Annotated in this window: 13 protein-coding genes and 2 pseudogenes; 5 read left to right on the top strand and 10 right to left on the bottom strand. The window is 55.3% G+C overall.

Features of this window, described 5'->3' with window-relative positions:
- The first annotated feature begins 53 nt into the window (after nucleotides 1-53).
- Entirely contained in the window at nucleotides 54-1,436 is a 1,383-nt protein-coding gene (locus tag EHN13_RS18915; RefSeq protein ID WP_124021891.1) for a glycoside hydrolase family 1 protein, read from the top strand.
- Nucleotides 1,437-1,482: 46 nt separating this feature from the next.
- Here the strand turns inward: EHN13_RS18915 and nepI are convergent, their stop codons facing one another.
- From nepI to EHN13_RS18900, 3 genes are all read right to left on the bottom strand, one after another.
- Nucleotides 1,483-2,676, bottom strand: a complete 1,194-nt coding sequence (gene nepI, locus EHN13_RS18910; protein WP_116360319.1) for a purine ribonucleoside efflux pump NepI — start codon at nucleotides 2,674-2,676, stop codon at nucleotides 1,483-1,485.
- Between the two features lie 129 nt (nucleotides 2,677-2,805).
- A complete protein-coding gene (locus tag EHN13_RS18905; protein ID WP_124021890.1) occupies nucleotides 2,806-3,342 on the bottom strand; it encodes an SRPBCC domain-containing protein in 537 nt (178 codons plus the stop codon).
- A 99-nt stretch (nucleotides 3,343-3,441) separates the two neighbouring features.
- Complete coding sequence (locus EHN13_RS18900) at nucleotides 3,442-3,894, bottom strand: DUF1198 family protein (RefSeq protein WP_003827141.1); 453 nt, start codon at nucleotides 3,892-3,894, stop codon at nucleotides 3,442-3,444.
- A 105-nt stretch (nucleotides 3,895-3,999) separates the two neighbouring features.
- Here EHN13_RS18900 and EHN13_RS18895 point away from each other — a divergent pair, with 105 nt between their 5' ends.
- Nucleotides 4,000-4,905 (top strand): LysR family transcriptional regulator, encoded by a 906-nt coding sequence (locus EHN13_RS18895; protein ID WP_106107931.1) that lies wholly within the window; start codon nucleotides 4,000-4,002, stop codon nucleotides 4,903-4,905.
- A gap of 47 nt (nucleotides 4,906-4,952) precedes the next feature.
- On the opposite strand, the gene uhpT is transcribed toward EHN13_RS18895, so the two are convergent.
- The 4 genes from uhpT to uhpA form a co-directional block, all read right to left on the bottom strand.
- Nucleotides 4,953-6,344: a hexose-6-phosphate:phosphate antiporter gene (gene uhpT / locus EHN13_RS18890; protein WP_101742119.1), complete on the bottom strand. Its 1,392-nt coding sequence runs from the start codon at nucleotides 6,342-6,344 to the stop codon at nucleotides 4,953-4,955.
- A 141-nt stretch (nucleotides 6,345-6,485) separates the two neighbouring features.
- Nucleotides 6,486-7,814, bottom strand: coding sequence for an MFS transporter (gene uhpC / locus EHN13_RS18885; RefSeq protein ID WP_048213754.1), 1,329 nt, complete (start codon nucleotides 7,812-7,814; stop codon nucleotides 6,486-6,488).
- A 9-nt stretch (nucleotides 7,815-7,823) separates the two neighbouring features.
- On the bottom strand, nucleotides 7,824-9,326 hold the full coding sequence (gene uhpB / locus EHN13_RS18880; RefSeq protein ID WP_048213755.1) for a signal transduction histidine-protein kinase/phosphatase UhpB: 1,503 nt from the start codon (nucleotides 9,324-9,326) through the stop codon (nucleotides 7,824-7,826).
- Nucleotides 9,323-9,916 (bottom strand): response regulator transcription factor UhpA, encoded by a 594-nt coding sequence (uhpA, locus tag EHN13_RS18875; RefSeq protein WP_005121502.1) that lies wholly within the window; start codon nucleotides 9,914-9,916, stop codon nucleotides 9,323-9,325. The genes uhpB and uhpA overlap by 4 nt, the downstream gene beginning before the upstream one ends.
- A 26-nt stretch (nucleotides 9,917-9,942) precedes the next feature.
- Here uhpA and EHN13_RS24600 point away from each other — a divergent pair.
- Nucleotides 9,943-10,035: pseudogene (locus EHN13_RS24600) on the top strand (hypothetical protein); the annotation flags it as partial.
- Between the two features lie 36 nt (nucleotides 10,036-10,071).
- Here the strand turns inward: EHN13_RS24600 and ilvN are convergent.
- The 3 genes from ilvN to ivbL all read right to left on the bottom strand — a co-directional run bounded on the left by ilvN (nucleotide 10,072) and on the right by ivbL (nucleotide 12,260).
- Nucleotides 10,072-10,362: an acetolactate synthase small subunit gene (ilvN, locus tag EHN13_RS18870; RefSeq protein WP_003023914.1), complete on the bottom strand. Its 291-nt coding sequence runs from the start codon at nucleotides 10,360-10,362 to the stop codon at nucleotides 10,072-10,074.
- Between the two features lie 3 nt (nucleotides 10,363-10,365).
- Nucleotides 10,366-12,054, bottom strand: a complete 1,689-nt coding sequence (gene ilvB / locus EHN13_RS18865; RefSeq protein ID WP_124021889.1) for an acetolactate synthase large subunit — start codon at nucleotides 12,052-12,054, stop codon at nucleotides 10,366-10,368.
- A gap of 107 nt (nucleotides 12,055-12,161) precedes the next feature.
- The gene (gene ivbL / locus EHN13_RS18860) at nucleotides 12,162-12,260 is read right to left on the bottom strand and encodes an ilvB operon leader peptide IvbL (protein WP_124021888.1); all 99 of its coding nucleotides are present in this window, start codon (nucleotides 12,258-12,260) and stop codon (nucleotides 12,162-12,164) included.
- Between the two features lie 520 nt (nucleotides 12,261-12,780).
- Between ivbL and tisB the strand changes: the two genes are divergently transcribed.
- Together tisB and EHN13_RS18845 are read left to right on the top strand one after the other, a co-directional pair.
- Nucleotides 12,781-12,870: a type I toxin-antitoxin system toxin TisB gene (tisB, locus tag EHN13_RS18850; protein ID WP_003023909.1), complete on the top strand. Its 90-nt coding sequence runs from the start codon at nucleotides 12,781-12,783 to the stop codon at nucleotides 12,868-12,870.
- 123 nt (nucleotides 12,871-12,993) lie between these two features.
- Nucleotides 12,994-13,829 (top strand): annotated as a pseudogene (locus EHN13_RS18845) (EamA family transporter).
- Nucleotides 13,830-13,881: the final 52 nt, after the last annotated feature.

Here is a 13,881-nt window from a genome sequence, read left to right as displayed (position 1 = left end):
CGCAAAAACACGTATTGTTGCCAGAACGTATAAATAGCAATGGAGCAACAACAATGCGATACCGTTTTCCAGAAAACTTCTGGTGGGGCAGTGCCTGCTCGGCACTGCAAACCGAAGGGGATAGCCTGAACGGCGGCAAAAGCCAGACCACGTGGGACGAGTGGTTCGACCGTCAGCCAGGGCGCTTCCATCAGGGGATTGGCCCGGCAAACACCTCAACCTTTTATCAGCACTGGAAACAGGACATCGCACTGCTCAAGCAGCTGAAGCACAACAGCTTCCGTACGTCTCTGAGCTGGTCACGCCTGATCCCGGACGGTACCGGCGAGGTTAATCCGGAAGCCGTCGAATTCTATAACAACGTCATCGACGAGCTGCTGGCGCAAGGCATTACGCCATTTATCACCCTGTTCCACTTTGACATGCCAATGGTGATGCAGGAGAAAGGCGGCTGGGAAAACCGTGACGTGGTTGAGGCGTTTGGCCGCTACGCACAGACATGTTTTACATTGTTCGGCAACCGGGTGAAGCACTGGTTCACCTTTAACGAGCCGATTGTCCCGGTAGAAGGCGGCTATCTGTATGACTTCCATTACCCAAACGTGGTGGATTTCAAACGTGCGGCCACCGTGGCGTATCACACTGTACTGGCGCATTCCACGGCGGTGCGGGCGTATCGCGCCGGAAACTACGGCGGTGAAATCGGTGTGATCCTGAATCTGACGCCCTCTTATCCACGCTCGCAGCACCCGGCGGATGTAAAAGCCGCGCACCATGCGGATCTGCTGTTTAACCGCAGCTTTCTTGATCCGGTACTAAAAGGGGAATATCCGGCGGATCTGGTCAAACTGCTGAAAGAGTACGATCAGTTACCGGTATGCCAGCCGGGCGACAGTCAGCTCATCGCCGAGGGGAAAATCGACCTGCTCGGTATCAATTATTATCAGCCGCGCCGCGTGAAATGTCGTGATACTGCCGTCAATCCAAACGCGCCGTTTATGCCGGAGTGGCTGTTTGATTATTACGAAATGCCGGGGCGGAAAATGAACCCTTATCGTGGCTGGGAAATTTATGAGCCAGGTATTTACGATATTATTACTAATCTGCGTGATAATTACGGCAACCCACGCTGCTTTATTTCTGAAAATGGTATGGGTGTGGAAAATGAGCAGCGTTTCGTTGAGCATGACCAGATCAACGACAGCTATCGTATTGAATTTGTTTCTGAGCATCTAAAATGGCTACATAAAGGCATCAGCGAAGGCTGTAATTGTCTTGGCTACCATATGTGGACTTTTATTGATAACTGGTCCTGGCTCAACGGATATAAAAACCGCTACGGTTTTGTTCAGTTAGATTTAGCAACGCAAAAACGTACGGTGAAAAAGAGCGGCGAATGGTTTGCCCATACTGCCGAAAACAATGGTTTTAATTAAAAATAACCAGGATGCCGGATAGCGATCCGGCATACCGAGCTTTAGTTTATTGCATACCCTTTATGCGAACTTTTGCTGCCACCAGAAGCGCCGTCAGCAGCATCAGGCTGCCGGAAATCATCAGGGGTGACAGCAGTCCGAGAGTATCGAGCGCATAGCCTCCCACCGCGGCCCCGCAGGTATTGGCAAGCTGGATCACGGCGACCTGGATGGATCCGGCTTTTTCTGCCTGATCGGCAAGCGAGCGCGTGATCCACGTCGACCAGCCGACCGGTACCAGCGCAAACAACAGTCCCCAAATAATCGCAATACCCGCCGCCACCACTTTGTCACTGCCCCACAGAATCAGGACCAGCGCACTGAGCGCCAGCACCAGTGGCGCACCGGCTAACGCCAGTTTGACCGAACGCTTCAAAATCATCGACGAAAGCGACGTACCAACAAAGCTGGCAATACCGAAGCTCAGCAGCACCAGCGTCAGGCCATCAACGTCAAAGCCCGCCAGATTCATATAGATCGGGCGAATATAGGTAAAGAAGGCGAACTGTCCGGCAAAGGACATGAAGATGGCAATCATCCCGGCCATCACCCCCGGTCGCTGCAACAGGCTGAACATGTTTTGTTTCTGATGCGAAGGCTCGCCAGGCAGCGAAGGCAACGCTCTCACCACCCAAATTGTGCACAGCACGCCCATCACCGCCGCCGCATTAAACACATTACGCCAGCCGATAATGCCGCCCAAAAAGCTCCCCAGCGGCGCGGCAATCACCAGCGCGATAGAGACTGCACCAAAAATCACCGACAGCGCTTTCGGCACCGTACGTGCAGGAACCAGACGCATGGTCAGCGACGCCGACATCGCCCAGAAGCCACCAAGCGCCAGACCGAGGCAGGCGCGGCCAACGAGCAGCAGCGAAAAAGAATTGGCAAAGGAAACCAGCAGACAGGAAAGCGTCAGCAGCACCGAAAACAGGATCACCACATAGCGACGATCGGTCGCCTGAATAATTTGCGTCACAAACAGGCTGGCGAACATGGCGACAAATGCCGTCACGGTCACCGATTGCCCCGCCACACCTTCAGAAATCCCCAGATCCTGCGCCATCGGCGTTAACAGGCTCACGGGCAGAAACTCAACGGTTATCAGGCAGGCAACGCAGAACGCCACGGCAAATACCGCCGACCAGTTAGGTCGGGAATTTGCCTCAGCGCGGGATTTTTGTTCAACAGCTTCACTCATTTTGTTACCTGCGTGGGGTTATTGTAGAAAAGTTACGCAGTGTAGCATTAAATTTGTGACGAATTTAACGTTTTGACAACTATTCATCGGATGTCGGCTGCACCTTATCCGGCCCAGGACAGAGCACCCTTACTGGCTCAATTTAGCGTCACGCGCAGCCCGGGCCAGGCCGGTTATCCACTCCTGGTGACCGTTGATCATCGGATTGGGCAGCGTACGCGCCAGTTCTTGTGCCGGAACGCCAATTTGTGATTCCTGGGTCAGAATACGTACGCGCCCGCCGGGTAAATCCTCAAAGAGCCAGGCGTGGATCACATCCAGACGTGTAGTGGCATCACCTTCCGCCCAGCCATGCCAGGCAACACGCGCGGCCTGGCCGTCAACCGGCGGCACATACTCGGTGATTTGCGCTTCGATTGGGAAACCAAAAGTCGTAAAACGAAAACGGGCATTCATGCTTAACAACGGACCGGAACCGTCATGAAACCGGATATCCGCCACGTTGCTGTAATACGTTGGCCAGCGCGTTGTGTCATTAAGCTGTGCCCAGACGGCACGGGCGCTCAGTCCGGCAACGATAATTTCATTTGAGGCAAAGTTATCGGTCGTCCCCGGCAGATACGCTTCAGGCCAGATAATTGCACTTTGTTGAGTCGCTTGATTCATGATGTACCTCGTCGTGTGAGTTAACGAGGTACATCATGCTTTCGCGTAAGATATAAAGATAATGACGATTCAAAATAATCGTCATCATAAATTTTGATATCAGTGCAGCCAGTGCACGCCATCCTCGGGCTGGAAAAAGGCGTTATAGCGCATCTGAAACGCATTAAGCTCCTGCATATCCGGCTCCATCTCGCGCAGAAAACCAAGCGCCAAACGTACCTGCGCATCGGTAATAGGTGCAGCCAGCCGGGCTTTTTGCAGCCAGCGGTGCCATTGCAACAGGTTCTGCTCACTGCCGTCGACAATCACGATTTGCCAGATCAACAGCACCTGGGCGGCATTTTGCAGATGTGATTCATCAGGGCGGTGGAGGTACTGTAAAAAAGCCTCACCCTGTACTTTTCCCATCTGATCGATCATCGATTCTACCGGCACGACATCAATGTTCAGTCGCTCGCTCAGACGGCGAATTGCCCGCCGCGACCCGGACGTTAGCACCCGAAATCCCACCACAAAAACAACCACCAACGTGGCCAGCATTATCCAAATCATGCGCACATCCATTACCAGACAGGACGCCCATCATAGCGGCAAATTCACCTCTGTCGACGACTGAACGTGTCATAATGTGACTTATTGAACTCGCAGGCAGACATCATGATATCTGATATCAGAACGCTCGATCTTAATCTGTTAAAAACGCTGGATGCCCTGCTGGATGAACGCAGCGTAACCCGGGCGGCACAGCGGCTGTCGCTCACACAGCCTGCGGTAAGCGGTATGCTCAACCGCCTACGCGACTATTTTGACGATCCGCTATTTAGTCGCACGCCGCACGGCATTGTCCCGACGCTGCGTGCCCAACAGTTGGCCGCCCCGGTCAAACAGATCCTCAGCGACATCGATACCCTGCTTAAACCGACACAGTTTGACCCGCTCACCGCAGCGCTCACCTTTACCGTCGCCGCTACGGATTACGCGCTCAAAGCAGTGATCGTGCCGTTTATTGCCGCGCTTCGCGTGCGCGCCCCAGGCATCCGTGTGCGGGTGGTTCCGGTTGAGCCAGCGCTACTTACCACGCAGTTTGAGCAGGGGAAAGTCGACCTGGCGTTACTGACGCCGGATACAACGCCCGATAACCTGCACAGTCGGGGGTTATATGATGAAGAGTACGTCTGCCTCATGCGTCATGAGCATCCTGACGCGGGAAAAACGCTGACGCTCGATCGCTTCTGCGCGCTGGAGCATGTGCTGGTTTCTTATGAGGGTGAAAGTTTCTGGGGCGTCACCGATGAGGCACTGGCAAGCGTCGGACGCCAACGGCAGATTGGTTTGTCGGTTAGCAGCTTCCTGGTATTGCCGGACATCCTCGCCATCAGCGATATGATTGCCGTGGTTCCTGCCCGTCTGGCATATGACGAGACACGAATGTGCGTTTTGCCGCCCCCGCTGCCCATTGCCGGTTTTACAAAAAGCATGGCCTGGCATGAACGCACGCACCGCGATGCCGCTCATCAGTGGCTACGTAATCTGGTACATGAAACCAGCCAGTTTAAGGCATAAAAAAGCCCGCCATTAAGGCGGGCAAAAGTTACCAATGCACACTTAACTTAAGCGATTTTCAGTTGTTGAATCTTTTTCTCGCGACGAATTTTACGTTCTTCAAACACGGCCACGATAGCCATCAGGCAGATACAACCGATGGCGGCGGTGTCCAGCGCGGCGAAGGTTCCTGCCCAGCCGGTGAGGCCGAAAATCGGCGTACCATCAGCAATCATCCCCAGACCCAGCTTGGCGAAGCTGTCACCAATCAGATAGGCGAAAGTACCTTTAATCCCATCGGCGGCGCCAATCGCTTTTTTCGGCACAAATCCGACTGCCGCCACGCCAATCAACAGCTGCGGACCAAACACCAGGAAGCCCAGCGCAAACAGCGACGCCAGATAGACATACTGGTTGCTGGCGTGCTGATAAACGCCCAGTGTCGCAATGATTAATGCCAGCGCCACGCAGGCCACCAGCGCACGGCGACCATTCGCCAGGTCAGAGAGCCAGCCCCACAGCAGCGTGCCGACCAGCGCGCCCACTTCAAACAGGGTAAAGCCCTGAATCGCCACTTCTTTGGAGAGCTTTAGCTCCTGGAAAGCGTAGACGGTGGACCACTGGTCAATACCGATACGCACCACGTACAGGAAGATGTTCGAGAAACATAACAACCAGATCACTTTGTTTTTCAGCACGTACTCAACAAAGATCTGCCATTTCGTCATCTCGTTTTCTTCGGTCTCTTTGTCTTCTTCGCTGATCTCCTCGCCGAACAACTCTTCAGCTTTACCGAGACCATAAGATTCCGGGGAGTCACTGCCGTAGCGCAGGCCGATAAAACCAACAATCAGCGCGATAATCGACGGGAAGATAAACATCCCGATGACGTGACCGTCGAACAGATAGTTAGCGCCAAACAGCGCCACGCCTGCCGCACCCGCACCGCCGAGGTTGTGGGAGATGTTCCACATACCGAGGTAAGAACCCCGCTTGCGACGCGGCGTCCATTTGGTGATGGTGGAATAACTACACGAGCCGCCGGTACTCTGGAAGAAGCCGCTCAGCGCGTAAAAGGCGATCATCAGAAACAGGCTGGTCGAACCCGCCCCCATGCTGGCGCTAAAACCGAGCATACAGATAGCAGAGAGGATCAACATAAACGGCAGGAACTGCTTGGTGTTTTTGCCATCCGCGTAATAAGAAACCAGCGTTTTACCCACGCCGTAGGTGATGGAGAAGCCCAGGCCAATCATCCCCAGTTGCGTCATGCTCAGCCCGTAGGTGGAGATCATGTCGTTCTGCGCGATGTTGAAGTTTTTGCGGATCAGGTACATGGTCAGGTAGCCGATGAAAACTACCAGATAAGACTGCATGAACGGTTTGAACCACATTTTGCGCCGCACATCGAGCGGCAGATCCAGGGTTGGCTTGCGCACCTGGTTTAAGAAGGCCAGCATAGGACTCTCCGAGCTAATTTTTATACCTGCGAATAGCAGGCATTGTAAAAATCAGCCGGGGATCACGCCTGAGACAGCGTCCAGGTGAAACCGGGAAAATTTCTTAGTTTTACCCCACTCGGGGCAAAAAGGTGAGGTACATCACGCTTCACCAGGCTCACGCGGCGCCTGGGCATTCAAAAACGGCAACAGCAACAGCGCGGAGATCCCCGCCGCGATGGCGATAACCACAAAGAATCCGGTCCAGTGCCAGACTTCCATTACCTTCGCCAGCGGCCAACCGGAGAGCGAAGCGCCCAGGTAAGCGAACAGCCCGACAAACCCGGTCGCCGCCCCAGCCGCCTCTTTGTGCGAGCACTCCGCCGCCGCCATACCAATCAGCATTTGCGGGCCAAAGACGAAAAATCCGGTGGTGAAGAAGCACGCTGCCTGCATCACGTAGCTGGCGAACGGCATCAGCCACAGCGAACCGACGGAAAGCAAAATCCCGGCGGCAAAAATCAGGTTCATTGGCCCACGATTGCCGTTGAACAGCTTATCTGACCCCCAACCCGCCACCAGAGCCCCAATAAACCCGCCCAGTTCAAACATGGTCACCGCGGTGTTGGCGGTCACCAGATCGACCCCCAGCGTTTCTGACATGTACAGATTACCCCAGTCATTGATCGCCGCACGTACCACGTACACCAGCACATAACACAACGACAGCAGCCAGATGTAGGGATTCAGCAACACATAGCGAGTGAGAATTTCTTTGCGGGTTAAGCCTGCACCCTCCTGCTGCTGGGCAATTTCTAACTCATCATGTCGCCAGTCGCCAACCGGAGGTAAGCCAATCGCCTGCGGCCTGTCGCGCAACCGCCAGCACAGGAAAAATCCGACCACAATCGCCAGTATTCCGGCAATCATCATTCCTGCACGCCAGCCATAATGCAGCGCCGTCGCCGCCATCACCATCGGGATCAGCGCCCCGCCGACGTTATGCGCAGTGTTCCATAGCGCCCACCAGCCACCGCGTTCGGTACGCGAATACCATGCGGTCAATAAACGCGCACAGACCGGCGACCCCCAGCCCTGGAAGAACGCATTCAGTGCCCACAGTAGCGCAAAGGCCCAAAGCGAGGTCGAGAAACCGAACAGGATGTTTACCACGCCGGTGGCAATCAAACCAATGCCCATAAAATAGCGGGCGTTGGAACGATCGCTGACGATACCAGAGACAAACTTCGACAGGCCGTAAGTGATGTAAAACAGCGTTGCCAACAGGCCAATGTCGCTGCGGGTCAGCACACCGCTGGTGAGGATATCCGGCACCGCAGCGTTGAAGCTTTTGCGCGTGAAATAGAACAGCGCGTAGCCAAGCCAGATGGTGGTCAGAATATGCCGCCGCCAGTAGCGATAACGGGCATCTACCTCACTTTTATTGGTAATGTGTGGCGCATTAGCCGGGGCTTTTAGAAACTGAAACATTGCCATTCCTTACACATAACGCTGAGGCAAAGAGACGCTGACCCGCGTACCGTGCGTACAGGATATCGAAAGCTTACCGCCGAGGGCCGTAATGCGCTCACGCATCCCGGTGAGGCCAAATCCCTGCTTATTCGACCCCGGCGGCAGGCCGCTGCCGTCGTCCTCAATCACCAGCATCAGTCGTTCATCCTGTTGCCAGCCCTGAAGTGTCACCGCGCTGGCGTTGGCGTGCTTAACGATGTTGTTCAGCCCTTCCTGGCAGACGCGAAACAGCGTCACCCGCTGGCTTTCGCTGAGTGCAGATTCGTCAATTCGCCAGTCGAGATGGCTGACGATGCCGCGGCTTTCCAGCTCCATTTCACGCATCAATGAGCGGATGGCCTGCTCCAGCGTGAGATCGTCCAACTGGCGTGGTCGCAGGCGGCCTAACAGGCGACGCACCGAATCGTACACGCCGAGAGAAAGTTGTTCGATGTGTGCCCCGCTACGCTTCACCCCTGCGTTTTCCGGCGCCAGGCGCTGGACAATACCCGCCTGGGTACGAATGGCGGTGATGGTTTGGCCGATATCATCGTGCAGTTCACGCGCCACATCGCGGCGCACGCTCTCTTCGGTCTCCAGCAGGCGTTCAGCCAGACGATGGTTGCGCGCTAATTCGTTTTGCAGCGACTGGTTAAGCTCACGCAGACGCTGAATGCCCGCGCCGAGCAGCAGCCCGGTCAGGCTTTGCACCAGCAAGGAGAGCAGCAAGTCGACGGGATGATCGTGCCAGGTCTGGCTGGCAATCAGCGCGATGGCGTTCATCAGCGTCGCAATCAGCGCCCCCTGCCAGCCGTAGTGCCAGGCCAGCGCAATGATCGGCAACGCGAGGCAAAACGGTGTGAAGCGCGAAAGCTCGGCGGGTAAACCGAGCTGTAGCCACAGGCTGACGCTAAACAGCAGCAGGTACCAGACCAGATGCCGCCCGCGCCAGTTCACCGGCTGCGACACCACCGCAGGGCCCAGCGGCAGCCAGGTGGTGCTGGTCAGATAGTGCCAGAACACCAGGCAGATCGGCGCCAGCGTTAATCCGCCGGTGAGCGTCAGCAGCAGCACGGTCCACGCCTCTTCACCTTGCCCAAGCCATGGTAGCGATTGCAGCAGTGCCGCTGCGGTCAGCGCTGCCCCCTGTAATAACAATGTGCGCCAGTCACGCTGATGGCGGAAACGTGAGGTCAGTGCGACGGGAAGTAAGGTGAGAAAGCTACCGATCACCAAAAGCGGCAGATGGGACAGCGCCACTTCCTGCGCCAGCCAGAACAGAAGCAGCCATTCCGCACCCAACAGTACCGGCCAGTAGCCGCGCGAACATTGCAGCATTAAGCCCAGGCGCAGGCCGAATGGAAACAGCAGCACTGCCAGCTCCGGGCGTTCAACCAGATGAAGGCTGATGCTCCACAGGCAAAACCATGCGGCAGAGAAGATAAAAAAGCAGGCAACAATGGTGACTAACCGGGAAAAGAACGTGTTCATTGCCAGCCGTCAAACATCCGCCGAGCCAACTCAACATCGTTGCTTACGCCCAACTTTTCCATCAGGTTGGCGCGGTGCACGTGTACCGTTTTTGGTGACAAGCCCAGTTCAGCCGCAATCTCTTTGACTGCCATCCCTTGCGCCAGTTTTTCTGCCACCTGACGTTCGCGTTTGGTGAGCGGGTCCTGACGCCCGGCCGCCAGTTTGACGGCGATGTCCGGCGTTAAATAGCAGCCGCCGGTTGCCACGGTACGCACCGCGGCAATCAGCTCATCCGGGCTACAGCGTTTTGAGAGGAAGCCTCGCGCCCCTGCGTTCAACGCCTGCTCCACCAGCGCCGGGCTGTCGTGGACGGAGAGCATGATAATCGCCATGCCTTTTGGCAACTGGCTTAACAGTTCGAGGCCGGAAATGTCAGGCATGGAGATGTCACAGATACAGACCTGCACGCCGCGCCCCGGCAATCCTGCCAGCGCCTCGCTACCTGAGCCAAACTCAGCCACAACCTGCAAATCGGGTTCCAGCCCCAACAGTTGGGCAAACCCGGAACGGACGATAAGGTGGTCGTCGATAAGGGCAACGGTAATCATGGGTTATGTCCTGGTGCTGGAAAACGCCTGATGGCGCTGCGCTTATCAGGCCTACGGGCGGGTGCCGCTGTAGGCCGGATAAGGCATTTATGCCGCCATCCGGCAAAAGCGCTTACCTTAACGATAAGCGCTCTACCGTTCAAGCCTTGAGCGAACTACTCAAAGAAGACGGTGATTTTGTTAAACATCGACGGGTCGGACTGGTTGCGCGCCACTTTCACCACATCTTCCAGTTTGTCGATCTGGCTTATCATCTGCTCCAGACGCTGGTCATCATTCACCAATAGCCAGATACGGCTCTTATCACTGTCCTGAATCGGTAGACAGAGGATACCTTCCACGTTGAACGCACGGCGGGCAAACAGCCCACAAACGTGGGTCATTACACCCGGGTGGTTGCGTACGGTGAGTTCCAGGATTACGTTGTCATGAGTCTGCTGTTGCATGGCTTATTCCCCCACCATTTCAGTGTTTGCCGCACCCGGCGGTACCATCGGATACACTTTTTCTTCTGCATCAATACGTACGTGGATCAGCGCGGGTCCTGGACGATTGATTATCTCCTGCAGCGCCGCCTGTGGGTCCGCTTCATGATTTAAATCGCAGGTTTCGAGACCAAAACCGGCGGCAATCTGCATAAAGTTAATCATCCCCGGATAGGTCGCAGCAAACACGCCTTGCTTATAGAACAGGCTCTGCTGCTGATACACCAGACCCAGTGCTTCGTTATTCATCAGGATAATTTTAATATCCAGCTGATTTTCGCTGGCAGTCGCCATTTCCTGAATATTCATCATCAGGCTGCCGTCGCCGGAGAAACACAGCACTTTCTTGTCCGGGTTCGCCAGCGCCGCACCAATCGCCGCAGGCAGGCCAAAGCCCATGGTTCCCAGACCGCCGGAGGTCAGCCACTGGCGCGGACGGTTCAGCGGGTAAGCCTGCGCCGCCCACATCTGGTGCTGGCCGACGTCGGTAGTGATAATCGCGCTGTCGTCCACGCAGGCGGCAACGGCGTTAATCAGCCCATAATGGCTGAGCGGATCGCTTTCCTGTGGAATAGTACAAGGGAATTCGCGTTGTAAATCGGCCACCATCTGATGCCACGCGTCCCGCGGTTGTGCCTCAATCAATGGGATCAGCTGTTCCAGCACCTCATCGACATCTGCCTGAATGGCCACGTGCGGCTGTTTGATTTTACCCAGCTCCGCGCGGTCAATATCCACGTGGATGATTTTGGCATTCGGGCAGAACTGTTCGGTTTTACCAATTGCCCGGTCATCAAAACGTGCGCCAAGAACAATCAGTAAATCAGCCTCTTGCAGAATAAAGTTGGTGCTGCGCGCGCCGTGCATGCCCAGCATACCTAACGACAGTGGATGCGCTTTTGGCAACATGCCCAGCGCCATTAAGGTCATGGTGGTGGGCAGCATCGCTTTTTCCGCTAGTTCACGTACGCGCTCAGGTGCGTTAATCACGCCGCCGCCGAGATACAACACCGGACGTTGTGCCGCATTAATCATGGCGGCAGCATCGCGAACGCTGTCCGCGCTAAAGGTTGGCGCAGGGGCTTTTTCTGCAGGCTCCGGCATCTCTTCAATGTCAAATACGGCTGTTTGAATGTCCTTAGGTATGTCTATCCACACCGGGCCAGGGCGTCCTGACTGCGCAATGCGGAAGGCATCGCTCATGACCTGCGGTAATTCATTGATATGGCGAACCAGATAATTGTGTTTGGTGATGGGGATAGAGATGCCGTAGGTGTCGACTTCCTGGAAGGCGTCGGTGCCGATCATCGAGGCCGGAACCTGACCGGTGATACACACCAACGGGATGGAATCCAGGCGCGCATCGGCAATAGCGGTCACCAGGTTGGTTGCGCCCGGTCCGCTACAGGCCATACAGACGGCGGGTTTACCCTCGGTTCGTGCCATCCCCTGGGCGATAAACCCCGCACCCTGCTCGTGGCGCGCCAGGATATGACGGATTTTCGTGCTTTGGCTCAAGGCGTCGTAGACGGGGAGAATTGAGCCGCCAGGAATACCGGTGACCACTTTAATTCCCTGACGTTCCAGGAAATGAACGATGAATTCTGCGCCCGTAAAACGCGTACGCTTGGATGTTATGCCCGAACTTGCCATGCTCCAGTCCTTTTATTCTGGGCCTTTGCTCCGGGCAGGTCTCTGAAACGAAAAACCCCGCCCGGTTTGCGCCGGCGGGGTTTTGGAATCGTGTGTTGTTCCGGACCCTACGGCGCATTGCCGACGACGACCACCACACGCACGACGACCGCCGCGCGAGATGGCGCAGTTTTTAGTAGGGTCGCAGTCAGCATGGAATGGTTCATTAGGAGCCTTGTCTGTTTGTTGGTTAACAGGATTTATACAAACACAGGTTTTTCAGCGTGACAATGGAAAATTTTTCATCTGCGCAAAAATGCGCCAAAGATCACGTTTATCTGTACGCAATGTAAAAACAAAAAACCCCGCCGGAGCGAGGTTTTTTTCAGGGTTTGCGGCTGGTAACCGCAGAACACACTGTGTTACGTCAACGCAAGAAGTATACGCGATCGGGAACGAACGCGCAATTTAAGGCACGGATTTTGACGTTTCTGAGTATGGATCGCTTTGCGGATTTTGTCCATAAAATACTGTTCATACATACAGTATCTATCTATACTGTAAATGTTCGCAGTGCGCGAGGGGGCCGCTGTTTTACCGGCGCATCAAAGTCCTGGCTGAAACGGGTGGTGCCGTCAGCGCCTTAACCCCCTAAGTGAGCACACTGTGTTACGTCAACAAAGGTGCTGGCAACAGGCAGCGGCGAGGTACGCCAGCACCGTGCTCCTTGTACCAAAAGGAGAGCGTATGAGCCTCGTGGATATCGCTATTCTTATCCTCAAACTCATTGTTGCAGCACTGCAACTCCTTGATGCCGTTCTGAAATACGTTAAGTAATTCAGATTCAAGTCGCACCTAAGGGGGGCGGGTAACACTCCGCTCCCCTTTCACCTTCTCCCTGGTGCTTGTGTCGTGCCAATGTGTTACGTTTTTATGACATCCTCAGGGAAGAATTCCGCCATGACGCTTTCTGTTTTCTGCATTTTGCTGTTCGCCGCACTGCTGCATGCCAGCTGGAATGCCATCGTAAAAGCGGGAAACGACAAGTTGTACTCGGCTATAAGCGTCAGCGGAACCGCTGCGATCATGGCGCTGATTTGTTTACCCTTTGCGCCGCAACCCTCTGCCGCCAGCCTGCCGTTTTTAGCTGTCTCAACCGCATTACAGGTGGGGTCTATACCGTCCTGGTCGCTAAAACCTATCAGGTTTCGGATATGAGCCAGACCTATCCTCTGATGCGCGGCACAGCGCCGCTGCTGGTCGCGATTATCAGCGTCCTGTTTCTTGGCGATAGCCTCTCACTACTCGCCTGGGTGGGGATTGCCACCATCTGTCTGGCTATTCTCGGGATGGCATTTAACGGACGCTGCGGCTCGCAACGTGGGATTATCCTGGCACTCATTAATGCCTGTTTTATCGCCGGTTATACGCTGGTTGATGGCACCGGTGTTCGGCTTTCAGAAACCGCGCTGGGCTACACGCTGTGGACCTTCTTTCTGAACGGCTCCTGCCTGCTGGGTTGGGCGATGTTCGCCCGACGCCGGGAAGCGTCACGTTATCTGGTACAGCAGTGGAAAAAAGGTATTCTTGGCGGGATTGGTACGATGGGGTCTTACGGCCTGGCACTGTGGGCGATGACTCAGGCCCCGCTGGCGGTGGTCGCGGCGCTGCGTGAAACATCCATTCTGTTTGGCGCACTGCTCGCGTGGCTGCTGCTGAAAGAAAAGGTTGCCGGAATACGTCTTATCGCAGCCGGAGGTATTGCCGCCGGCGCAGTTTTACTCCGCTTATCATGATGTCGTTGTAAACCCGATGCAATCCGGCAACATTTGTTGCCGGATTTTGTTT

The sequence above is a fragment of the Citrobacter youngae genome (genome assembly GCF_003818115.1).
Taxonomy (GTDB): Bacteria; Pseudomonadota; Gammaproteobacteria; order Enterobacterales; family Enterobacteriaceae; genus Citrobacter; species Citrobacter youngae.
Note: the sequence above shows the minus strand (reverse complement) of the source record. Positions and strands in the feature narration are given on the sequence as shown.